This window comes from Telluria sp. ZB4P36, from assembly GCF_059685865.1.
In genome coordinates this window covers 88,959-112,878 of record NZ_JCASIE010000004.1, presented here as the reverse complement: position 1 = coordinate 112,878, position 23,920 = coordinate 88,959, and the positions used below count along the sequence as shown (strand labels likewise).

The 23,920-nt window shown below is 62.4% G+C and carries 18 protein-coding genes; 15 read left to right on the top strand and 3 right to left on the bottom strand.

Annotation, left to right across the window (positions count from 1 at the left end; genetic code table 11):
• Positions 1 to 39 precede the first annotated feature (39 nt).
• Both AC56LK_RS08100 and AC56LK_RS08095 read left to right on the top strand, forming a co-directional pair.
• A complete protein-coding gene (locus AC56LK_RS08100) occupies positions 40 to 1,500 on the top strand; it encodes an alkaline phosphatase (RefSeq protein ID WP_497184043.1) in 1,461 nt (486 codons plus the stop codon).
• 10 nt (positions 1,501 to 1,510) lie between these two features.
• A complete protein-coding gene (locus AC56LK_RS08095) occupies positions 1,511 to 2,881 on the top strand; it encodes an alkaline phosphatase (protein WP_497184042.1) in 1,371 nt (456 codons plus the stop codon).
• Between the two features lie 77 nt (positions 2,882 to 2,958).
• Here the strand turns inward: AC56LK_RS08095 and AC56LK_RS08090 are convergent, their stop codons facing one another.
• Positions 2,959 to 3,339, bottom strand: a complete 381-nt coding sequence (locus tag AC56LK_RS08090) for an SWIB/MDM2 domain-containing protein (RefSeq protein WP_436104262.1) — start codon at positions 3,337 to 3,339, stop codon at positions 2,959 to 2,961.
• 232 nt (positions 3,340 to 3,571) lie between these two features.
• Positions 3,572 to 4,939, bottom strand: coding sequence for a signal recognition particle protein (gene ffh, locus AC56LK_RS08085; protein WP_497184041.1), 1,368 nt, complete (start codon positions 4,937 to 4,939; stop codon positions 3,572 to 3,574).
• Between the two features lie 266 nt (positions 4,940 to 5,205).
• On the opposite strand from ffh, the gene AC56LK_RS08080 reads away from it, so the two are divergent.
• The 13 genes from AC56LK_RS08080 (at position 5,206) to AC56LK_RS08020 (ending at position 23,483) form a co-directional block, all read left to right on the top strand.
• On the top strand, positions 5,206 to 6,177 hold the full coding sequence (locus tag AC56LK_RS08080) for an ABC transporter substrate-binding protein (RefSeq protein ID WP_497184040.1): 972 nt from the start codon (positions 5,206 to 5,208) through the stop codon (positions 6,175 to 6,177).
• 10 nt (positions 6,178 to 6,187) lie between these two features.
• Positions 6,188 to 7,036 (top strand): ABC transporter permease, encoded by an 849-nt coding sequence (locus tag AC56LK_RS08075; protein ID WP_497184039.1) that lies wholly within the window; start codon positions 6,188 to 6,190, stop codon positions 7,034 to 7,036.
• A 1-nt stretch (position 7,037) separates the two neighbouring features.
• Complete coding sequence (locus AC56LK_RS08070) at positions 7,038 to 7,856, top strand: ABC transporter ATP-binding protein (protein WP_497184038.1); 819 nt, start codon at positions 7,038 to 7,040, stop codon at positions 7,854 to 7,856.
• Positions 7,857 to 7,905: 49 nt separating this feature from the next.
• Positions 7,906 to 8,709: a cytochrome C assembly family protein gene (locus AC56LK_RS08065; protein ID WP_497184037.1), complete on the top strand. Its 804-nt coding sequence runs from the start codon at positions 7,906 to 7,908 to the stop codon at positions 8,707 to 8,709.
• Positions 8,706 to 8,957, top strand: coding sequence for a PP0621 family protein (locus AC56LK_RS08060; protein WP_497184036.1), 252 nt, complete (start codon positions 8,706 to 8,708; stop codon positions 8,955 to 8,957). The genes AC56LK_RS08065 and AC56LK_RS08060 overlap by 4 nt, the downstream gene beginning before the upstream one ends.
• A gap of 8 nt (positions 8,958 to 8,965) precedes the next feature.
• On the top strand, positions 8,966 to 10,615 hold the full coding sequence (locus AC56LK_RS08055) for a sensor histidine kinase (protein WP_497184035.1): 1,650 nt from the start codon (positions 8,966 to 8,968) through the stop codon (positions 10,613 to 10,615).
• Positions 10,616 to 10,657: 42 nt separating this feature from the next.
• Positions 10,658 to 12,109 carry a sigma-54-dependent transcriptional regulator gene (locus AC56LK_RS08050; protein WP_497184034.1) on the top strand — a complete coding sequence of 484 codons (1,452 nt, stop codon included), beginning with the start codon at positions 10,658 to 10,660 and terminating at the stop codon, positions 12,107 to 12,109.
• 475 nt (positions 12,110 to 12,584) lie between these two features.
• A complete protein-coding gene (locus tag AC56LK_RS08045) occupies positions 12,585 to 15,503 on the top strand; it encodes a ribonucleoside-diphosphate reductase subunit alpha (RefSeq protein ID WP_497184033.1) in 2,919 nt (972 codons plus the stop codon).
• Between the two features lie 222 nt (positions 15,504 to 15,725).
• Positions 15,726 to 16,835, top strand: a complete 1,110-nt coding sequence (locus AC56LK_RS08040) for a ribonucleotide-diphosphate reductase subunit beta (RefSeq protein WP_497184032.1) — start codon at positions 15,726 to 15,728, stop codon at positions 16,833 to 16,835.
• Between the two features lie 206 nt (positions 16,836 to 17,041).
• Positions 17,042 to 20,113: a DEAD/DEAH box helicase gene (locus AC56LK_RS08035; protein ID WP_497184031.1), complete on the top strand. Its 3,072-nt coding sequence runs from the start codon at positions 17,042 to 17,044 to the stop codon at positions 20,111 to 20,113.
• Between the two features lie 276 nt (positions 20,114 to 20,389).
• The gene (locus tag AC56LK_RS08030; protein WP_497184030.1) at positions 20,390 to 20,935 is read left to right on the top strand and encodes a DUF4256 domain-containing protein; all 546 of its coding nucleotides are present in this window, start codon (positions 20,390 to 20,392) and stop codon (positions 20,933 to 20,935) included.
• Positions 20,936 to 21,010: 75 nt separating this feature from the next.
• Positions 21,011 to 22,714 (top strand): PQQ-dependent sugar dehydrogenase, encoded by a 1,704-nt coding sequence (locus AC56LK_RS08025; RefSeq protein ID WP_497184029.1) that lies wholly within the window; start codon positions 21,011 to 21,013, stop codon positions 22,712 to 22,714.
• A gap of 112 nt (positions 22,715 to 22,826) precedes the next feature.
• Positions 22,827 to 23,483: a hypothetical protein gene (locus AC56LK_RS08020; RefSeq protein WP_497184028.1), complete on the top strand. Its 657-nt coding sequence runs from the start codon at positions 22,827 to 22,829 to the stop codon at positions 23,481 to 23,483.
• Here AC56LK_RS08020 and AC56LK_RS08015 read toward each other — a convergent pair.
• On the bottom strand, positions 23,476 to 23,877 hold the full coding sequence (locus AC56LK_RS08015; protein WP_497184027.1) for a response regulator: 402 nt from the start codon (positions 23,875 to 23,877) through the stop codon (positions 23,476 to 23,478). The two genes, AC56LK_RS08020 and AC56LK_RS08015, sit on opposite strands and share 8 nt — an antisense overlap.
• Between the last annotated feature and the right edge of the window lie 43 nt (positions 23,878 to 23,920).

Below are 23,920 nucleotides of genomic sequence, written 5' to 3'. Positions count from 1 at the left end.
AAGGTGTAAACTTCACGCTTTTCGAACGTTGAGGTTCCCATGCGATTGTCCACCTTTGCCGGCGCTGCCATGATCGCCGCGCTGGCCGGCTGCGCCGCCGTGCCGCCCGCCTCCCGGCCGCTCGCGGCACAGCAGGCGCCGGTCGAACAGCGCGCCAGGAACGTGATCTTCTTCCTCGGCGACGGCATGGGCCTGAACACGCTCACCGCCGCGCGCATCTTCCACGCCGGCGAAGAGGGCGAACTCACCATTGACCGCCTGCCCGAATCGGCCTTCGTGAAGACCTTCTCGAACGACGCCATGGTCACCGACAGCGCCGCCGGCATGGCCGCTTACATGACCGGCGTGAAGCAGAACAACGGCGTGATTTCGATGTCCTTCGGCACCCGTTCGGTCGCGCCAGGCAAGGACGCCAACGGCAACGCCCTGGTCAGCCAATGCGAGAACGGATCACCGGCCACGACGCTGCTGGAACTGGCGCGCCGCCGCGGCATGGCGCTTGGCGTCGTCACCAATACCAGCGTCACCGACGCCACCCCCGCATCCGCCTATGGCCACGGCTGCCACCGCAAGCTGGAGACCGACTTCGCAGCGATGCTGGTGCCGGGCGGCGCCGGCTACAACAGCGCCCTCGGCGCACGCGGCCTGGACGTCCTGTTCGGCGGCGGCACGCAGTTCTTCACACCCTTCGCCCGCGGCGGCAAGCGCGCGGACAACCGAGACCTGCTGGCCGAACTGGGACAGCAGGGCTTTCGCGTGGTGGCGGATACGGCGGGCTTGAATGCACTCAGCGTCACCCCGCAACAGCCGGCCATCGGCCTGTTCGCCCCGAACCACATGGACTACGACGCCATCCGCGATCAGGCGAAGCAGCCGAGCCTGACCGAAATGACGCGCAAGGCCATCGACCTGCTGGCGCCGCATGCGGGCAGTGGGGGCAAGGGTTTCTTCCTGGTGGTGGAGGGCGGCCTGATCGACCACGCGCTGCACGCCACCCTCGGCAAGCGCGCGCTGCAGGAAACCGTGTCCTACAACGCCGCCATGCAGGCCGCGCTCGACAAGATGGAAGCGCTCGATCCGGGCCTGAAGAACACCCTGGTCGTCGCCACCGCCGACCATGACCACACCCTGCTCTTGAACGGCTACACGGTCCGCACCGGCAAGACCACGCCGACCAATCCGGGCGTGCTGGGCCTGGTGCGCAACCTGGATGGCACACCGAAACTGGACCGCGAAGGCCGTCCCTTCACCATCATCGGCTTCGGCACCGGCGAGAACCGGATCAACGGCCCGCGCGCGAGCCAGCCCGCGCTGACCGACGAGCTCGTGACGCGCGACGACTACCACCAGGAAGCGGTGGTGCGCACGCGCACGGGAGCCGAAACCCACGGCGGCGCCGACGTCTACCTCGGCGCCGCCGGCGCCGGTGCGGAGCTGTTCCGCGGGACCATCGACAACACCCGCGTCTTCAGCCTGATCAAGACGGCCGCCGGCCTGTAAGGAGAGCACCATGAACAAACGACTTTCGATCCTGCTGGCCGCCGCCACTTTCAGCACCGGCGCGGTGGCAGCCCCGCAGGCCAGGAACATCATCTTCTTCCTCGGCGACGGCATGGGCCCGACCACGATCACCGCCGCGCGCATCTTCAGGCACGGCGAAGAGGGCCTGCTGAACTTCGAAAAGCTGGAGCGCACCGCGCGCATCAAGACCTATTCGAACGACTTCCAGACCACCGACAGCGCCCCCTCGATGGGCGCCTACATGACCGGCGTGAAGATCAACCAGGACGGCATCTCGATCAAGGATGCGCGCGCCATCGATCCGGAGCGCGACGCCAACGGCAACCGCACGATTAACAAATGTGCGCCGGGCGACGGCACGATCGTGCCCACCATCCTGGAGCTGGCCAAGGCGCGCGGGAAGGCCGTCGGCGCCGTCACCACCACCGAACTGACCCACGCCACGCCGGCCTCCACCTTCTCGCACGTCTGCCACCGCGACGCGGCCTATGCCATCGCGCGCCAGATCGTGCCGGGTGGCGAGGGCTACAACCACGCGCTGGGCGACGGCGTCGACGTGCTGATGGGCGGCGGACGCCACCACTTCACGCCCTTCGACAAGGCCGCCAATCCGAAGGGGCGCGCCGACGGCCGCGACCTGATGGCGGAGTTCGCGGCCCAGGGCTATGCCGTCGGGGCCACCCGCGCGGACATGATGTCGGCGCGTCCGGGCCGCAAGTTCGTCGGCATCTACAGCAAGGACGACCACCTGGATTATTCGCTGGCGCGCCGCCCGGAGCAGCCGACCCTGACGGAGATGGCGCTGAAGTCGATCGAGCTGCTGGCCAAGGATCCGGACGGCTTCTTCCTGATGGTCGAAGGCGGCAAGATCGACCACGCGCTGCACGACACCAATGCCAAGAACGCGCTGGCCGACACGGTGGCCTTCGACGAGGCGATCCAGGCCACGATCGAGCGCATGCGCCAGCTCGACCCGGGCCTGGAGAACACCCTGATCGTGGTGACGGCCGACCATGACCACACGATGGTCCTGAACGGCTACCCGAAGCGCGGCAGCAAGGTGCTGGACATCGTGCACGACTACGCCACCGGCCAGCCGAAGAAGGACGCCGACGGCAAGACCTTCACCGCGCTCGTGTTCGGCAACGGCAAGGTGCGCCCGGATGTGCGCGCCGACGTCGACAGCGCCACCGCGCAGGGCGACAAGTACCAGCAGGAAGCCGGCGTGCGCGCGCTGTACGAGTCGCACGGCGGCGGGGACGTGAAGCTGTATGCCACCGGCGCAGGATCGGCGCCGTTCAAGGGGACGATCGAGAATACCCAGGTGTTCCACCTGATGAAGGCGGCGGCGGACTTGTAAAACTCCGGCACCAAAACAAAAAGCCCCGGTCACCCGGGGCTTTTCATTGACAAGGCTACTGGACAGCCGGCCAGTGCTTACTTCAGGTGGTCCGAAATGAGCTTGGTCATTTCGAACATCGAGACCTGTGCCTTGCCGCCAAAGACAGCTTTCAGCTTGTCGTCGGCGTTGATCATGCGGCGGTTCGCTGCGTCTTGCAGGTTTTGGGCCTTGATGTAGTCCCAGACCTTCTTGGTGACTTCGGTGCGTGGCAGCGGCTTGTTGCCGACCACTGCTGCCAGTTCGCCCGACGGGGTCATCTCTTTCATGAAAGCGGCATTCGGCTTGCGTGCGGCTGCCGGCTTCGCTGCTGCTTTTGCTGGAGCTGCTGCTTTTTTTGCTGCAGGCTTGGCCGCTGCGGCTGGCTTGGCAGCTGCTTTCTTGGCCGGCGCTGCGGTGGATTTTTTGGCTGTTGCCATCTTCGAGCCTCCTAAAACGATCACGGGGAAAGTTGCGCTATTGACGCACGGGCTTATATTGGTGGCCTTTTACTGTTCATGCAAGTCTTTTTCGAAATTTTTTCATTCTTATAAGCCCCGATATGCGAGCTATCGCACACTAGGACCGCTGCAAATGAAAAAACCGCGCGCCAGAATGTAAAAAACCGCGCAAAGCCCGTGCCTGCGCGGTTTCCTTGAAGCTGACTGGCGCTTAGCGCAGGCCGGGCATCATGCCCTTCATCCCGCGCATCATCTTCATCAGGCCGCCGCCTTTCAGCTTCTTCATCATGGTCTGCATCTGGTCGTACTGGTTCAGCATGCGGTTCACTTCCTGCACCTGCACGCCGGCGCCGGCCGCGATGCGGCGCTTGCGGTTGGCCTTGATCAGGTCCGGCTTGGCACGTTCGAGCGGTGTCATCGAGTCGATGATGCCGACCATGCGGCGCACCTGCTTTTCGGCCTGGTCCATGTTGGCGCCGGCCGCCGCCTGCTGGAACTGGGCCGGCAGTTTATCCAGGAGGCCGGACATGCCGCCCATCTTCTTCATCTGGGTGAGCTGGGCCTTGAAGTCGTTCATGTCGAACTTGCCGCCACTCTTGATCTTGTTCGCGAGTTCGGTTGCCGCTTCGGCATCCACGCCCTTGCGCGCTTCTTCCACCAGCGCCAGGATGTCGCCCATGCCCAGCACGCGGTTGGCCATCCGGCTCGGATCGAAGGCTTCCAGGCCGTCCAGCTTTTCGGACACGCCGGCGAACTTGATCGGCTTGCCGGTCACGTGGCGCACCGACAGGGCCGCACCGCCGCGCGAATCGCCATCGAGCTTGGTCAGCACCACGCCGGTCAGGGGCAGCGCATCGTTGAAGGCCTTGGCGGTATTGATCGCGTCCTGGCCCAGCATGGCGTCGACCACGAACAGGGTCTCGACCGGATTCACGGCGGCATGCACCGCGGCGATCTCTTGCATCATGGCTTCGTCGATGCCGAGGCGGCCGGCGGTGTCGATGATCAGGACGTCGTGGTAGTGCTTCTTGGCCCAGTCGAGCGCGTTGCGCGCGATGTCGACCGGCTTGTCGCTGGCGGAGGACGGGAAGAAATCGGCGCCGACCTGCTTGGTCACCGATTCCAGCTGCGCGATCGCGGCAGGGCGGTAGACGTCGGCCGAGACGGTCAGGACCTTCTTTTTCTTCTGTTCCTTGAGGTACTTGGCGAGCTTGCCGACCGTGGTGGTTTTACCCACACCCTGCAGGCCGGCCATCAGGATGATCGCCGGCGGCTGCTGGGCGAAGGACAGCTGGGTGGCTTCGGGGCCGAGGTCGGCGCCCATCAGGGCGGCCAGCTCGCGCTGCACCACGCCGACCAGGGCCTGGCCCGGGCTGAGCGAGCCGATGACTTCTTCGCCCAGTGCTTTTTCCTTCACTTTGGCGATGAACTCGCGCACCGCCGGCAGCGCCACGTCGGCCTCGAGCAGGGCCATGCGCACTTCGCGCAGCATCTCGGCGGTGTTCGCCTCGGTGAGGCGCGCCTCGCCGCGCATCGTCTTGACGACCTTGGCCAGGCGTTGGGTAAGATTATCTAGCATGTTCTACCTGATATATATGACGGCACGTCGGATTCGACAAACCGCCATTTTACCTTGCACAAGCCGCCGAGTTCGAGCGCGGCAGTGATATAGCGCAGTTTTTTCATCGAGTGTGATGCGTTCGATCATATGGAAAGCTTGCCGTTTTTGACACACCTCACGTACCTATAGGCCATTTCCCGTCAGCATCACCATCTGTGCCGCGCATGTTTTCGGCCGCGGCAAGCGCTGGTGACACCATTTGTAATGCATAAGGGAGAACAGGCATGACCAAGCTAGTCAAGAGCATTCTCGCAGCAGCCGCCCTGCTGGCAGCAGGCGGCGCCGGGGCCCAGGAGGTGGTCCGGCTCGGCAACCTCAAGTTCGCGCATTTCGGCGCGGTGTCGTACATCAAGGAGATCGCGCCAAACTGCGGCATCCGGGTCGAGGAGAAGGTCTTCCCCAAGGGACTGGACGTGATGCAGGCAATCATCGCCGGCGAACTGGACGTCGGCGCCACCGCTTCGGAAGCGGCCATTTCCGGCCGCGCCGGCGGTGCGCCGATCGTCGTGGTGGCCGGTTTCGCCAAGGGCGGGGCGCGGCTGGTGGCGCGCCCCGAGCTGGAGATCCGCAGCGTCGCCCAGCTCAAGGGCAAGCGGGTCGGCGTGACCCGCGGCGCGATCCAGGAAGTGCTCCTGATGGCGCAGCTGGCCAAGCACGGCCTCAAGGGCGATCCCAATCCCGGCAAGGACGTGCAGCTGGTGTTCCTGCCCTACGCCGACCTGAACGGGGCGCTGCTGGGCAAGCAGATCGACGCCATGATGCAGTCGGAGCCGCAGTCCTCGCAGGCCATCAACAAGGGCTTCGGCGCCGAGGTCCTGAAACCCTACGACACCGCGATCGGCGAACCGGTGCGCACCATGGTCATGACCGAGAAGTTCTACCGCGAGCGCCGTCCGGTGGCCGAGAAGTTCATGCGCTGCTTCGTCGAGGCCACCAGGACCTTCATCGAGCAGCCGGCCGTGGCCGAGAAATACGTGCGCGAGGTGATCTTCAAGAACCAGATCACGGCCGACGATTTCCACGACGCGATCCGCAATTCGCCGTATTCCTACGACATCACGCCCGAGCACATCCAGGTCACCACCGACACCATGGTGAAAACCGGGGTAGGGCGCATGGCCAGGCCGCCGCTGGCCAGGGACTGGGTGCGCACCGACCTGCTGGCGGCGGCCAAGAAGAGCCTGGACGTGAAGTGAGGGCGCGGACATGAGCACGCAGAACAGTCGCAGGCAGTCGCGCCGACGCTGGCGCGAGATCGCGATCGGCGCGGTGGTGCCGGTGGCAGCCATCCTGCTGTGGCAATGGGTCGCCATGAACGGCTGGGTCAACCCGCAGGTGCTGCCGGCGCCGCTCGACGTCGGGCGCAAGTGGGTGGCCTACCTGCTGCCGCTGGTGCCCTTCGAAGACTATACCGAGGGCGGCTGGTGGTCCTGGGCCCTGTCCGGCGAGCTGCCGGTGGACGTCTGCACCAGCATGGTCCGGGTGGCGGTGGGTTTCGCCATCGGCGCCGGGCTGGCCCTGCCGCTCGGGCTGGCGATGGGGGCGAGCCGCATCGTGTATGCCTGGATGAACCCGCTGGTGCAGATCCTGCGGCCGATCCCGCCGATCGCCTACATCCCGCTGGCCATCCTGTGGTTCGGGCTCGGCAACCCGCCGGCCGTCTTCCTGATCGCGCTGGGCGCCTTCTTCCCGGTGCTGATGAACACCATCGCCGGGGTGCGCCACGTGGACGGCATCTACCTGCGCGCGGCGCGCAACCTGGGCGCCGGCGGCCTCACCCTGTTCCTGCGCGTGATCCTGCCGGCTTCCGTGCCCTACATCCTGTCGGGCGTGCGGATCGGGATCGGCACCGCCTTCATCGTGGTGATCGTGTCGGAGATGATCGCGGTGAACAACGGGCTGGGTTTCCGCATCCTGGAAGCGCGCGAGTACTTCTGGTCCGACAAGATCATTGCCGGGATGATCAGCATCGGCATGCTCGGCCTGGCGATCGACATCGCCATGAACCGCCTCAACAACTATCTGCTGCGCTGGCACCGCGGCCTGGAGCACTGACATGAATGCACCGCACGCAGCGCCGCTGGAGCCGCATATCCGCATCGACGGCGTCAACAAGCGCTTCGAAACCGGCGGCCGGACCGTCACCGCGCTGCAGGACATCCACCTGGAGATCCCGCGCGGGCAGTTCACCTGCCTGCTCGGGCCTTCCGGCTGCGGCAAGTCCACGCTGCTCAATGCCGTGGCGGGCTTTTCGCTGCCCAGCAGCGGAACCGTCACGGTCGAGGGCAGGCAGGTGGCGGCGCCGGGACCGGACCGCGGCATGGTGTTCCAGGAGTATGCCTTGTTCCCCTGGATGACGGTCGAGGACAACATCGCCTTCGGCCTGCACCTTAAGGGCATGAGCAAGAGCGCGATCCGCAGCCGGGTGGGCGAGCTGCTGTTCATGCTGTCGCTGGGCGACTTCCGCCAGCGGTTTCCCAAGGACCTGTCGGGCGGCATGCGCCAGCGGGTGGCGATCGCGCGCGTGCTGGCGCTGGACTCGCCGATCATGCTGATGGACGAGCCCTTCGGCGCGCTGGATGCGCTCACCCGGCGCAACCTGCAGGACGAGCTGCTGCGCATCTGGTCGGAGCTGAAGAAGACCATCCTGTTCGTCACCCACAGCATCGAGGAAGCGGTCTACCTGGCGGACCGCATCGTCGTGATGACCTACCGGCCGGGCACGGTCAAGCGCGACCTGCTGGTGGACATCCCGCGCATGCGCGACCCGGCGGCGCCGGAATTCAATGCGCTCAAGCGGGAGCTGGGGGTGCTGGTGATGGAGGAGCAGCGGAGGCATCATACCGACGAGTTGCGGCTGGCGGCGGTGGACTAGGGCAGAGGAGGGCCTGCCCCAGCATTTCCCGATGGTGTAGACTCTTAGTATGCAGAACTCCCTCTTCCTCGCCGCGGCCCTGTTGTACGCGGTGTGCGCCCTGCTGCCGTCGCGCCGGGGCGCCGTCATTTCAGGCGTCACCGCCCTGGCCTGGGCGGTGCATGGCGCCGCGCTCGGACTCGACGTGGCCGAACCGGGCCGCCTGCGGGTCGGCTTCGCCATCATGCTGTCCAGCGCCCTGTGGGTCTCGGTGGCCGCCTACTGGCTGGAAAACCGCAATTTCGCCCTCGACGGCATGCGCCGGCTGGTGATGCCCTTCGCCTTCGTGGCGACGCTGCTGCCGCTGGTCTTCCCCGGCAGCCTGCTCGAACTGCAGGGCCAGTCGCCGGCCTTCGGCTGGCACGTCGCGGTCGCGGTGCTGGCCTACAGCACGCTCACCATCGCCGCCTTCCACGCGGTGCTGATGGCCCTGCAGGAAGCGCGGCTGCACACGCGCACGGCCGGCGGCGGCTGGTTCGGCAGCGCGCTGGACCAGCTGCCGGCCCTGCTGACCATGGAAAAGCTGCTGTTCCGCGTGATCTGGATTGGCTTCATCCTGCTCAGCCTCACCGTCTTGTCGGGCGTCGTGTTCTCCGAACAGCTGTTCGGCAGCGCCCTGCGCCTCGACCACAAGAGCGTGTTCGCGCTGCTGTCCTGGCTGCTGTTCGCGGCGCTGCTGGCGGGCCGCCGCTGGCAGGGCTGGCGCGGCAAGACCGCGTTGCGCTTCACGCTGGCCGGCTTCGCCACGCTGGCGCTGGCCTATGTCGGCAGCCGCTTCGTGCTCGAAGTCGTCCTGCACCGGGGGCTGGCATGAGCCGCATCCTGTTCTGGATCCTGCTGATCGGCCTGGTCGGCTTCGCGATCCGCGCCAAGCTCAAGGCTTTGTCGGCGCGTCAGCAGCCGCCCCTGCAGCGCGAGCCGCCGCGCCAGCAGCCGGTGGCCGAGATCGAAACCATGACCCAGTGCGCGCACTGCGGCATCCACTTCCCGGCCTCCGAAGCGGTCCACGCCGACGGCCACGACTACTGCTCGCCGGGCCACGTGCGCCTGCCGCCGCAGTAAGCCGGCCGATGTCGCCGCTGCAGGTGCTGTCCCGCGAAGCGCGCACGACCCTGTGGCGCTCGCTCCAGACCTTCACCGTCACCCGCATCGTCATCGCCCTGGTGCTGCTGCTCTACCTGGGCCTGGACATCGGCGGCGGCCTGCGCCTGGATGCGGCCGGCACCGTCACCTGCCTGTCCTACCTGGCGGCGGCGCTGGTGTTCGGCGCGCTCGCCACCTGGTGGCAGCGCCGCTTCGCCTGGCAGCTGGGCGGCCAGATCGCCGCCGACCTGGCCGCGATCTCGCTGCTCTACCTGGAAGCCGGCGGCATGCGCAGCGGCCTGGCGATCCTCTACCTGTTCCCGCTGGGCGGCGCCGCCATCCTGGCGCCGCTCACGCTGGCCCTGTTCTCGAGCGCGATCGCCACCCTGTTCGTGCTGGCCGAAAGCACCTGGCAGGTCTTCATGCAGGAGCGCCAGCCCTCGCTGATTCAGGCCGGCATGTACGGCGCCGCCTTCTTCGCCGGCACCTTGCTGGTGAACCGCCTGGCGGCGCGCCTGATCAAGCAGGAAGACCTGGCCGCCCAGCGCGGCCTCGACCTGCGCATCCAGCAGACCATCAACCAGATCGTGATCGCCGACGTCGGCGACGGCATCCTGGTGGTGGGCGACGACAGCACGGTCTTCACCGGCAATCCGGCGGCGCGGCGCATGCTGGGTCTGGAGGGCGAGGCGGCCGGCTTCGTGCTCGGCGAGGCGCCGGGCCTGGAGCCGCTGGCGCAGGCCTTCGGCGCCTGGCTGCGCGCGCCGGTCGACGGCGCCTCCTTCGTCACGGTCAAGCCCTACCGGGAAGACGCCGGCCCGCTGCGCGGACGGCGCGACCAGCCGGTGCACCTCAAGCTGCGCTTCGCGCGGGTGGACACGGCCGGGGTGGCGCAGGGGCGCAGCGTGGTGTTCATGCAGGACGTCAGCGCCATCGAAAACCAGGCGCAGCAACTCAAGCTGGCCTCGATGGGCCGCCTTACCGCCAGCATCGCGCACGAGGTGCGCAACCCGCTGTCGGCGATCGGCCACGCCACCGCGCTGCTGGCCGAAGACCTGCATGGCCCGGCCGAGCTGCGGCTGCTGAAGATCGTGGGCGACAACGTGACGCGGGTGAACCGCATGGTCGAGGACATCCTGCAGCTGTCGCGCAAGGTGCAGCCCAACGGCGAGCCGCTGCGGGTGGCGGCCTTCCTGGCCGAGCTGAAGGCCGAATTCTGCGAAACCCATGGGCTGGCGGATGATATAGTTTATATAGGCGACGCCGGGGAGAATACGGTGCGTTTCGATCCGCTGCACCTGCACGAAGTGCTGCTCAACCTGCTCAACAATGCGGTGCGCTATGCCAGCAAGGAAGCCGCCAGCATCCGCATCTTCCCGGCGCGCGACGCCGCCGGCCGCATCGAGCTGCACGTGCAGGACGACGGCCCGGGCATCACGCCGGAAGTGCGCGCCCACCTGTTCGAGCCCTTCTACACGACCTCGAGCAAGGGCACCGGCCTGGGCCTGTACCTGGCGCGCGAGCTGTGCCTGAACAACGAGGCCAAGCTCGATTACGAATACCGCTTCGACGCCACGGCGATGGGGCCGCGCCGCGCCAGCGGGCGCTTCGTGATCAGCTTTTCGCAGCCGGCCTAGCAGGCCGTCTGCCTATATAGAGAGAAAAATACAGAGAAACCCATGACCGCACCCCGCATCCTCGTGGTCGACGACGAAGCCGACCTGCGCGAACTGCTCGAGATCACCCTGCTCAAGATGGGCCTGGACGTTGACAGCGCCGCCACGCTGCGCCAGGCGCGCGGCCTGCTCGAGGAGCACGACTACGCGCTGATCCTGACCGACATGCGCCTGCCGGACGGCCTGGGCCTGGAACTGGTGCGCGAGGTCGCCGCATCGCACAAGGGCACGCCGATCGCCGTCATCACCGCCTACGGCAGCGCCGAGAACGCGGTGGTGGCGCTCAAGGCCGGCGCCTTCGACTACATCTCCAAGCCGGTGGCGCTGGATGCGCTGCGCGTGATGGTGCGTTCGGCCCTGAAGCTGCTTGATGCGCCGGCGGCGCAAGCCGATGGCGCGGCGCCGCCGTCGCGCATGATCGGCAACTCCCCGGCGATGCAGTCGCTGCGCGCCCAGATCGGCCGGCTGGCGCGCTCGAACGCGCCGATCTCGATCACCGGCGAGTCGGGCAGCGGCAAGGAACTCGCCGCGCGCGAGATCCACGCCCAGAGTTCGCGCGCCGGCAAGGCCTTCGTGGCGGTGAACTGCGGCGCGATTCCCGAAACCCTGATGGAGGCCGAGTTCTTCGGCTACCGCAAGGGCGCCTTCACCGGCGCCGCCGAGGAGCGCGACGGCTTCTTCCAGGCGGCCGACGGCGGCACCCTGATGCTGGACGAGGTGGCCGACCTGCCGCTGCCGATGCAGGTCAAGCTGCTGCGCGCGATCCAGGAGCGGCGCGTGCGCAAGATCGGCGCCACCACCGAGGAGCCGGTCGACGTGCGCATCATCAGCGCCACCCACCAGGACCTGGCGCAATGCGTGGAGCAGGGCAGGTTCAGGCAAGACCTGTTCTACCGCCTGAACGTGATCGAGCTGTCGCTGCCGCCGCTGCGCGAACGGATCGACGACCTGGCGCCGCTGGTGGATGCGATCCTGGCGCGCCTGGCCGGGCCCGGACAGGCCACGCTCGGCCCGGGCGTGCTCGAGGCGCTGCGCGCCTATTCCTTCCCCGGCAACATCCGCGAACTGGAGAACGTGCTGGAGCGGGCGCTGGCCTTTGCGAACGACGGCGTGATCGAAGTGGGAGATTTGTCGCTCAAGGCGGCGCGGCCGGGCGAGGCGGCGCCGCGCGAGCCGGCGCCTGCGCCGATGCCGGCAGCGGAACCCGCGCCTGCGCCCGCACTTGCGCCTGCTGCGGTGGAGACGGTGCCCGCATCCAGCATGCTCGGCCCGAACGGCCTGCCCGGCAACCTGCCCGAGTACCTGAGCCAGGTCGAGCGCGACATCATCGGGCGCGCCCTGCAGCAGACCCAGTTCAACCGCACCCAGGCCGCGGCCCTGCTCGGCATCAGCGTGCGCCAGCTGCGCTACCAGATGCAGAAGCTGGAGATCTGCGCGCCGGATGACAGCGCCTGAGGCCGCAGGGCTGTCATCATGTTGTCTTTTCGCCAGTGCAAAATGCACAAGAATGATGCGTCGCGCATTGCGTTGATTACGCTTTACGCAGCGCGGGATGACAAGGTTAGCGCTCACTCACTTCAGACTCCCCGCCGATCCGGCCACGCTTGCTTGTCAAGCCCATGCACCAAAAAAAACGTAAAAAATTAGGAAGTTCTTTACTTGCCGTGACCTGGGTCAGGTACTACAATTAGTCTCATATCAAGATCGAACACTAGATGTAGTGGTAGTGAACCGAAAGCAACGAGGATTTAGGTTCGACTTGAAGCTTGCTCTGCAAGCCACTGATTCAACAGCGATTTCTACCCTGCGTAATCTGGTTGCCTTCAGGCTTACTGGCTGGCAGGGTATCGCTTTGCTTAAAATTTTGTCGGGTTGACAAGTCCGGCTCAAGACAAACGACGGCAGGTACCCGCTGCTCACTGGAGGCTCAATGCAAACAGCACAAGACATTTCGATCAATCCGCACGTCACCCAAGGCGCTACGGCCACGGCCACGCCCGCAGAGATCGTCGCACGCGGTGACTACCGGGTTATCCGCCGCAACGGCGCCGTAGTCGCTTTCGAGCCGCACAAGATCTCGGTCGCCATGACCAAGGCCTTCCTCGCCGTCGCCGGCGGGCAGGGCGCTGCCTCGGCCCGCATCCGCGAGCTGGTGGAACAGCTGACCGGCAACGTGGTGGCCGCCCTGGTGCGCCGCCAGCCGAACGGCGGCACCTTCCACATCGAAGACGTGCAGGACCAGGTCGAACTGTCGCTGATGCGCTCGGGCGAGCATGACGTCGCGCGCGAATACGTGCTGTACCGCGCCAAGCGCATGGAAGAGCGCAAGGCCGCCAAGGAAGCCGCCGGCGGCACCGCCGTGGCCGCGCCGCAGATCCACGTGGTCGACGGCGGCCAGCGCCGCGCGCTGGACGTGAACGACGTCTACGCCCTCGTCAACGCCGCCTGCTCGGGCCTGGAAAAGCACGTCGACGCCGACGCCATCGTCGCCGAGACCCTGAAGAACCTGTACGACGGCGTGCCGGTCGAAGAGCTGCACAAGTCGGCCATCCTGGCCGCCCGCGCCCTGATGGAAAAAGACCCGGCCTACAGCCAGGTCACCGCACGCATCCTGCTGCACACGATCCGCAAGGAAGTCTTCGGCAAGGAAGTGCCGCAAGCCGGCGCCGCCGCCGAGTACGTCACTTACTTCCCGCAGTACATCGCCAAAGGCATCCAGAACGAACTGCTGGACGAAGCGCTGGGCACCTACGACCTCGAGCGCCTGGCCAAGGCCATCGTTGCCGACCGCGACCTGCAGTTTGGCTACATCGGCCTGCAGACCCTGTACGACCGTTACTTCCTGCACGTGCGCGAAACCCGCATCGAAATGCCGCAGGCCTTCTACATGCGCGTCGCGATGGGCCTGGCCCTGCGCGAAGCCGACCGCGAAGCGCGCGCCATCGAGTTCTACAACCTGCTGTCGTCCTTCGACTTCATGAGCTCGACCCCGACCCTGTTCAACTCGGGTACCCGCCGCTCGCAGCTGTCCTCGTGCTACCTGACCACCGTCGGCGACGACCTGGAAGGCATCTACGACGCGATTAAAGAAAACGCGCTGCTGTCGAAGTTCGCCGGCGGCCTGGGCAACGACTGGACCCCGGTCCGCGCACTCGGTTCGCGCATCAAGGGCACCAACGGCAAGTCGCAGGGCGTGGTCCCGTTCCTGAAAGTGGTGAACGACACCGCCGTGGCGGTGAACCAGGGCGGCAAGCGCAAGGGCGCGGTCTGCGCCTACCTGGAAACCTGGCACATGGACATCGAGGAATTCCTCGACCTGCGCAAGAACACCGGCGACGACCGCCGCCGCACCCACGACATGAATACCGCGAACTGGATTCCGGACCTGTTCATGAAGCGCGTGATGGAAAAGGGCCACTGGAGCCTGTTCTCGCCGAGCGAAACCCCGGACCTGCACGACAAGGTCGGCAAGGCCTTCGAAGAAGCGTACGTCGCCTACGAAGCCAAGGCCGCCCGCGGCGAAATGACCGTGTACAAGAAGATCGAAGCGCTCGACCTGTGGCGCAAGATGCTGTCGATGCTGTTCGAGACCGGCCACCCGTGGATCACCTTCAAGGATCCATGCAACATCCGCTCGCCGCAGCAGCACGTGGGCGTGGTGCACTCGTCGAACCTGTGCACCGAGATCACGCTGAACACCAGCGCCGACGAGATCGCCGTCTGCAACCTGGGCTCGGTGAACCTGCCGCAGCACATGAAGGGCGACGGCCTGGATCACGCCAAGCTGCAGAAGACCATCCGCACCGCGATGCGCATGCTGGACAACGTCATCGACATCAACTACTACGCCGTGGACAAGGCGCGCAACTCGAACATGCGCCACCGTCCGGTGGGCATGGGCGTCATGGGCCACCAGGACTGCCTGCACATGATGCGCGTGCCCTTCGCCTCGGAAAAAGCCGTGCAGTTCGCCGACACCTCGATGGAAGCCGTCTGCTACTACGCCTACCTGGCCTCGACCGAGCTGGCCGAAGAGCGCGGCCGCTACGAGTCGTACGAAGGTTCGCTGTGGGACCGCGGCATCCTGCCGCAGGACTCGATCAAGCTGCTGGCGGAAGAGCGCGGCGGCTACCTGGAGCAGGACACCAGCGAGACCATGGACTGGACCCCGGTGCGCGAGCGTATTAAGCAGTTCGGCATGCGTAACTCGAACTGCGTGGCGATCGCCCCGACCGCGACCATCTCGAACATCATCGGCGTGTCGGCCTGCATCGAGCCGACCTTCCAGAACCTGTACGTGAAGTCGAACCTGTCGGGCGAATTCACCGAGATCAACTCCTACCTGGTGCGCGACCTGAAGGCGCGCGACCTGTGGGACGAAGTGATGATCGCCGACCTGAAGTACTTCGACGGTTCGCTGAGCAAGATCGACCGCGTGCCGCAAGACCTGCGCGACATCTACGCCACCGCCTTCGAAGTCGAGCCGAAGTGGCTGGTCGAACAGGCTTCGCGCCGCCAGAAGTGGATCGACCAGGCCCAGTCGCTGAACATCTACATGGCCGGCGCCTCGGGCAAGAAGCTGGACGAGACCTATAAACTGGCCTGGCTGCGCGGCCTGAAGACCACCTACTACCTGCGCACCATCGCCGCAACGCACATGGAGAAGTCGACCACCCGCACCGGCGCACTGAACGCCGTCTCGGTCTCGGGCGGCCTGACGGGCGGCCACGCTGCTCCGGCAGCGGCTCCAGCGGCAGCAGCTCCGGCAGCAGCAGACGTGGTGGAAGGCGCCGCCTGCTACCTGCGTCCGGGCGACGCCGGCTTCGACGAGTGCGAGGCTTGCCAATAAGCTGCCAATAAGCTGCCAGTAATCGGCAAATGAGGAGCAAGCCAGCCGCGAAGCTGGCTTGCACCGTTAACTTTAAAACCGTCGTTCCGGCGAAGGCCGGAACCCAAGTTCGCCAGCATGCTGCTGCCGCTTGCGGGTCGCCAAAGACCGACGAATATCAAACATTACCCGTGACCTCAAGCGCATTTCCCGCGACGAGGTCCCGACAGAAGGATTGAAGACATGCTCTCTTGGGACGACGAACAAACCACCGCGCCGGCACCGCGCGCACCGCAAACCAGCCTTGACGCCGCAGCTCCCGCCGCCGAAGTCGCCAAGCGCGTCAACGCCGACGACAAGCGCATCATCAACGGCCAGACCGACGTCAACCAGCTGGTGCCGTTCAAGTACAAGTGGGCATGGGACAAGTACCTGGCCGGCTGCGCGAATCACTGGATGCCGCAGGAAGTGAACATGCAGCGCGACATCGAGCTGTGGAAGAGCCCGAACGGCCTGTCGGAAGACGAGCGCCGCCTGGTCAAGCGCAACCTCGGCTTCTTCGTCACCGCCGACTCGCTGGCCGCCAACAACATCGTGCTGGGCACCTACCGCCACATCACCGCGCCGGAATGCCGCCAGTACCTGCTGCGCCAGGCCTTCGAAGAAGCGATCCACACCCACGCCTACCAGTACATCGTCGAGTCGCTGGGCCTGGACGAGCGCGAGATCTTCAACGCCTACAACGAGATCGCGTCGATCCACGACAAGGACCAGTTCCTGATCCCGTTCATCAACGTGCTGACCGACCCGGAATTCAAGACCGGCACCCTGGAGACCGACCAGCAGCTGCTGAAGTCGATCATCGTCTTCGCCTGCCTGATGGAAGGCCTGTTCTTCTACGTCGGCTTCACCCAGATCCTGGCACTCGGCCGCCAGAACAAGATGACCGGCGCCGCCGAGCAGTACCAGTACATCCTGCGTGACGAGTCGATGCACGTGAACTTCGGCATCGACCTGATCAACACGATCAAGATGGAAAACCCGCAGCTGTGGACCCCGGCCTTCCGTGAAGAGCTGAAGGCCCTGTTCCTGCAGGCCGTCGAACTCGAGTACCGCTACGCCGAAGACACGATGCCGCGCGGCGTGCTGGGCCTGAACGCCCCGATGTTCAAGGGCTACCTGCGCTTCATCGCCAACCGCCGCGCCGTGCAGATCGGCCTGGAGCCGCTGTTCCCGAACGAAGAGAACCCGTTCCCGTGGATGAGCGAGATGATCGACCTGAAGAAGGAGCGTAACTTCTTCGAGACCCGCGTGACCGAGTACCAGACCGGCGGTGCGCTGAGCTGGGATTAATTATAAATAATAATTATCTTTCGAAAAGCAACTAAAGCCTGATGACCCTCATCAGGCTTTTTTTATGCTCTTAGCATATTAGCGGCGACCAATAAGTTGAATGTAGATCTCTGCAGAAGGTCGCCGGCCTGCTGACTGAGTAGGCTTAAGGATTAAGTTCTAGCTAAAGCAAGGTATGTCAATAAATAGATTTTCAAGGAGCGGGCATGAGTAACAGCGGACTTGCAATTGGTAAAAACGGAATGTCGCTTGGGTTTGATGCTCCTTTATGGAATTATCTACGCACTTGTCAGCAGGAGAGTGTTAGGTCGGCAATTCTATATTCTCGCACGCCAATTACTGCTTTGTCTCCTCAGTCATGCCTTGTAAGCTTGCCAACAGGTGCAGGAAAGTCGGGAGTTATCGCCGTCTTATCTCATCTAGTTAAGCAGGAAAAAATTTTGGTGCTCTGTCATAGAAGAGCAGTATGCAATCAACTAAAAACCGATATTGCAGGAGCGTTCTTAGACCGATCAGGAACATCTATTCCCCGAAAAGATGTTTATTCTGATGTAACTTCCACATCTGCTGACGGAATATATGTAACAACTTTTCAAAAGCTCATGTCCCTTGATGCAGCCGCGCTTGCAGCACTGAGAGCAAACATTGACCTTATCATCATTGATGAAGGACATTCTGAGCCATCTCCAGTTTGGCGCACCCTCGTAAGAGGGTCGTTAGCGCATAAAGTTGTCATAACTGCTACTCCTTATCGGAATGATCTTTTTCAATTTGATATATCAGCAACTTCTAGCTATATATATACGTTTGCTCAAGCATTAGAGGATCAGATACTATCAGAGCCGAATTGGGAGTCTGGTAACGAGCAGGAGTGCGTGCAAAAGATACTCGATTTCTTACAATCAAATCCGGATTTGAAGTGTATTGTAAAATGTAAGACATTTGAAGATGTTGATCGATATTTCACCAAGTTTTCCGCGTACGTTCCAACTCTTGCTATACATGAGAGATATGTAAATGATCCACGTCAAGACGTAAAAACTTCAGTTCCAAAAAACGTTTCAAAAGATAAGTATAAGGTCTTGGTTCACCAACATAAGCTTGATGAGGGGATTGATATTCCTGAGGCTAAGTTGCTACTGTTGACATATCCGGTTGGAAGCGGTCGAGAACTCGTGCAAACGGTTGGTAGAGTTGTACGAAAGTATCAGGATTTCACACCGCTAGTTTTAGAAATCTCTAATAACTCAAATTTTTCTATGTGGTCGAGCTACCGAGAGTTCGATTTGTCTTTAAGGTCACAAAAGGGCGTTGAGAAATTTCTAGCGTCATTAAATACCGCAAAGCTCATTGAGCTCTATTTAGACGCATTTCCAACACATAGTTATCACGAAAGCCGATTTGTTGAAAAATTTGATTTAAATGATTTTGATCCAGACACTGCCCTTAGTATTCCAACAGCGTCGGTCTGCTTCTTCAAATTCAAGCCTGAGTTTGTAATTGAAAAAGCAGCGGATACGTTATATTGGCGCTCCGCAAATCAAGGCGAACTTAGCAAAGTATTCAAATCAACCTCGACAAAAATAATTTTGGTTCTTTCGATTTCATTCCGGAAATCACGATTTCTATTAAATGAATTATTTTTCGAGCCATCTCTGGAGCTAACTCTTCTTCGGGAGTTAGAAAACTCTGTTGTTGCAGTGTTCGACAGTCGTGGCCGTTCATTTTCTTTTGATCCTGAATTACACATTGATTCGCCGTTGAAGCAAGAGCAATTGCTTAAAGTAATGACGCTGGGTGCATCTGTAAGACCTAAAGAAGCTAGTACCCGGTCGATAAGCTCTGCTTATAAGCGTCCAGAATCAATGCATATAAAAGGTAAAAACCTAGACAATCTGGGCGGGCAACAGCAATTTTCATCTTATCGTATGTCTACGATCAAGTGCGACACCTTAGACAATTTAGGTGAAAAGTCTGGCAGTTATTATGTCGGGGTCGATTCAGGGCGAATTTCCGATCAAAAGGATCGGAATTTCAGTTTGGCCGATTTGGATGAGTGGTTCAAAATAATCGAAAAATGTCTCGAGTCGAATGCAGAAGTCGATAGCAGGGTAATGCGAGCATTCGCTAAACCTATTGCGGTCGATATCTCGATGGTAGCTGACTCACTGATTTTGGATTTGACTGGTGAGCAGGCGCCCGTAGAAATAACTGTCAATGGGCACAGCTTTAGTTTGGATAATGATTTTATATTTTATGAATACCGCTCCGGCTTCTTGTTGAACGCGGCTATTCCGGATTCGAAAATCATTCTTAGTCTTAAGGCGGAGGCTCCGTATATAGAACTTAATTGTGCATTTTCTGTTGAGTTCACCTCGGCAAGTGATGAAGACGATTTTTGTAAATTTCTAACAAAATGTTTGCATAAAATCTTATTCCGAAACGGCGTGGCCTACTCAGGTGGGAGGTTTTTCGAGATGAATCTTCCAACCCATAAAGGCTTCTCCGTAGCGAATTCTGAACTTGCTGGGGTAATTATCCCTTTTCCAGAGTTGCTTAAGTCTGACTTGACTGAGAAAGGCGATCTACACGGCGTTATTCAAACATCCAATGATGAGTTTTCTTATGATTCCGTATTTTATCTTATTGATAAACTCAAGAACTGCTCAAATCCGAGTGCGACAGTTGCTGATCTCGGACCATTTTACCCGTATGTTGGCGCAGTAGACTACATTCTTTGCTCAGATATGGGGACTGAACCAGCTGACTTCATATTGACTTCGCCCGAGAAATTAATCTATGTCCATGTGAAATGCGGTACGTCGGCTCAGAGGCCACAATCATCGGCAGGTGCACTTGCAGAAGTTGGCTCTCAAGCTACCAAGAATCTCGAAATGTTGGTTACTAGGGATAAGAATCTAAAAGCTGGGAACTGGGCGCAACTTTTAACTGAATGGCCTACGTCAAATTCTGTCCAAAAATTGCCCAATAGGATAAGGCTATATGCAAAAGCGAGATTCGATGGTTCAGTAACTCCAGTTGAGCCGGCGCTAGAAAAATTGTGGAATATTTTGGCTATGCGTCGGAGGAATATCGGTGTTCGTAAGGAAATATGGATCGTGGCAGCAAATAGTTTTTCGGTTTCGGACTTCGAGAATCAAATGACTTTAGGTGCTAAAGCCAGACCGGAATCACTTCAAGCGTATCAGTTGGTGCAAGGGTGGATCGCTGCAGCTGCTGATTTGGATGCTGAGTTAAAAATATTTGCGTCGCCATAATTTTATGCCCATTATTGATGTCAACCAAGGTAAATTTTATTAATCGAATTACTTTACCGAAAACGACTGAATTATGAAAGTGCAACATCTTGAAGCATTCATATTCGAATAAAGGTCGGCATTTCTTCATTGAATTGGTACTTTGACATAATCACGCGCAAGTCAATTACCTGCGTGGCGGTAGCCGCAACTTGGCGCATTGTAAACTGGCTAAAAGTGGTCAAGTTTCGAATCAGTAATGATGAGTGATTCTTTTCGCAAACGAAAGAACCTATTATGACTTTTCAAAACCAGGTTGAATTACTTTCCACTCTAGAGTCCCGCTTTGTGAAGAACATGCACCGGCACCAAGGGCTCACATGGGCAGAAACTCGGGTTAAGTTGGACGCGAACCTAGCAGTATTGATGTCGCTAGCAGCGATGGAGGCAAGCGGCGGCGAACCGGACGTCATTGGCCGCGACGAAGAGAGCGGCGCCCTGGTCTTCTGCGACTGCTCCCCCGAGACCCCGCAAGGGCGCCGCAGCATCTGTTACGACCGCGCCGCCCTGGATGCGCGCAAGGAAAACAAGCCGCGCGGCTGTGCGGAGGAGATGGCTGCCGACATCGGCATCACGCTGCTGACGGAAGACCAGTACCGCGCCTTGCAAGAGCTGGGCGAATTCGACCGCAAGACCTCCAGCTGGATCGCCACACCGTCGGATGTGCGTGCGCTAGGCGGAGCGCTGTTCTGCGACCGCCGCTACGGCCGGGTATTCACCTACCACAACGGCGCTGAATCGTATTACGCGGCGCGCGGCTTCCGCGGCCTGCTGACGGTCTGATGCAATAGGCGGCGCAGGCGGCCGAGTTGTCCTATGATGACGGACTGTCCAGTCCGAATAACAGGAGAACTCCCTTTGCACGCCAAGACCCTGACGCTGCATGCAGCGCTGCTCGCCAGCCTGGCGGCGCTGCCCGCCGTCCATGCCGCGCCCCAGATCAGCCCCGGCCAGACCACCTTCCAGAACAACTGCGCCAGCTGCCACAGCGTCGACCCGACCCTGTCCTCGCGCGCCGGCCCCGGCCTGTTCCGCGTCCTCGGCCGCAAGGCGGCCGGCGTCCCCGGCTATAACTATTCACAGGCCCTGATCAAGGCAGGCACCGCTGGCAAGACCTGGACCCGCCAGGAACTGGACGTCTTCCTCGCCGATCCGGCGAAGAACGTCCCCGGCACCACGATGCCGGTCGGCGTGCCGGACAAGCAGACCCGCGCCGCCCTGGTCGACTACCTGGCCAGCCTGCAAGGTCCCGCCACCGCCGCGGCAGCGGCGCCTGCAAAGGCCGCCACGCCGGCCGACCGAAATGGCTCCTGGGACGACAACCAGCCCGGCCGCATCCACCACATCAAGGCCAGCGACATGCCGCCGCCCTTCGCCACGAGCAGTGCCGGCAACGGCCCGCGCGTCGAGGCGCGTCCGAACGGCAGCATGCCGACCGTCCCGCGGGGTTTCACGGTCAGCGTCTTTGCCAGCGATGCCGACAAGCCGCGCCTGCCGCTGCGCGCGCCGAACGGCGACATCTTTCTGGCTGCCACCGCCAAGGGCGAGATCAAAGTGCTGCGCGCGAAGGATGGCCAGCAGACTGCCACGCCCGAAGTTTTCGCCAGCGGCTTGAATCGGCCCTACGGCATGGCCTTCTGGCCGTCGGGCGCGAACCCGCAATACCTGTACGTCGCCAACGTCAATGCGATCGTGCGCATCCCTTACCGCAACGGCGACCTGATGGCGCGCGCCACGCCGGAGACCGTGGTGGCCCAGCTGTCCGAGACCAGCGGCGGCCACACCACCCGCAGCCTGGTGTTCTCCAACGACGACAAGACCATGCTGCTGTCGATCGGCTCGGCCACCAACGTGGCGACCGAGATCGGTCCCCAGCCGCCCGAGCCGCTCGCGCAATGGGAAGCGAAGCACGGTGTCGGGGCCAGCTGGGGCGTGGAGACCGACCGCGCCACCGTCATGGCCTTCGACCCGGACGGCAAGAACCGCCGCACCTATGCCACCGGCCTGCGCAACTGCGTCGGCATGCTGGTCTACCCGGGCAGCGGCGACGTGATGTGCACCGTGAACGAACGCGACGCGCTGGGCGACAACCTGCCGCCGGATTACCTCACCCGCGTGAAGCAGGGCGGTTTCTACGGCTGGCCGTGGTACTACATCGGCGACAACGAAGACCCGCGCCTGAAGGGCCAGCGCCCCGACCTGAAGGGCAAGAGCATCGTGCCGGACGTGCTGATCCAGTCGCACTCGGCGCCGCTCGGCATGGCGGTCTACCAGGCGCCGAAGGGCGCGCAGCACGCCTTCCCGAAGGAGTACGAGGGCGACGTGTTCGTGGCCCTGCACGGTTCCTGGAACCGCGGCGTGCGTACCGGCTACAAGGTGGTGCGCGTCTTCATGAAGAATGGCGTGCCGACCGGCCAGTACCAGGACTTCATGAGCGGCATGGTGCTGAGCGACCGCGAGGTCTGGGGCCGCCCGGCCGGCGTCGCGGTGGCGGCGGATGGCGCGCTGCTGGTGGTCGACGATGCCGGCGGCACCGTCTGGCGCATCGCGCCGCAGCGCTGAAGCCTCCCGTCAAACCCGCTGCAAGGCGGGTTTTTTCATTGTTGAGCTCGGTCATCATCCGGAAGTGGCGCCGACACTAAGCCAGGCGGATGACCCACGACGGAGAACAGCGATGAATGTCCGGGAAACCCCGCGTGCCGTCGAATGGGAATTCGCCCAGTCGACCTATGCGGCCGTGCTGGCCGATGTACCCGCCGCGCTGTTCTCCCACTGGGCGCGCACTGCGCACGAAGAATTCCCCGGCGTCCCGCGCGACGCCGCCTTCTTTGCCCTGTCGGCCGAAGGTTTGATGATGTTCTTCGATTGCGTGGCCGCCGCCGGCAAGGCCTGCGCGCTGCCTTCGCGCGCGGCGGACTCGGTCTGGCATGCCTGGAACCGCATGGATGCGGCCGGCCTCGAGCGCTTTTGCATCCGCCATTTCGGCGGCGGCATCCCCTATCTCGAACGGGCGCGCATGAGGGAAGGGGAGATGGAGCGGGCGCTCGCGGTGTGCCTGGTGCAGGCCCGCCGGCGCGCGTCGCAGCCTGCCGCCGGCAGCCACCTTCCGCGGCTGTTCCCGCTGGACAGCCAGCTGGGCATGCCGTGCGGCGTCGGCTACCGGATCATCGGTGGACTGGTCGCCTGCTGCTTGCTGGACGAGCTGGGGAACCTCGAGGACAAGCTCAGCTTCCCGGCCGACCTGACGCCGCATGCGCTCTACTTCGCCGGCCTGGTCAGTGAAACCGAATACGATGAAGCCGCGCGCCTGGGGCCGGCTGCCGTCAGATGAAGTGCCTGAGCGAAATCTTCAGCAGGACCGCGAACTCGTCGAGGTCGATCGCCTTGGAGATGTAGTTCGACGCGCCCAGCAGCGAGGCGCGCACCCGGTCCGATTCCACCGGCAGGGCGGTCAGCACGACGGCCGGGATGGCTTGCAGGCAGGGGGAAGAGCGGATGTGCTTCAACACGCCGAAGCCATCGACCTTCGGCAGGCGCACGTCCAGCAGGATCAATCCGAATTTTCCTGCCGTGCCGGCGGCCTCGGCGCCGCGCAACAGCGCCAGCGCTTCATCGCCGTCATGGACGTGGACCACGGGATTGTGGATGCCGCAGCGCCGCAGCGCGTGGACAGTCAGTTCGGCGTCCAGGGGGCGGTCTTCGATCAGCAGGATGTTGTCGGACATAAGCCGAAAATAGTAGCCTTACTGACAAAACCGCCGCGCACAA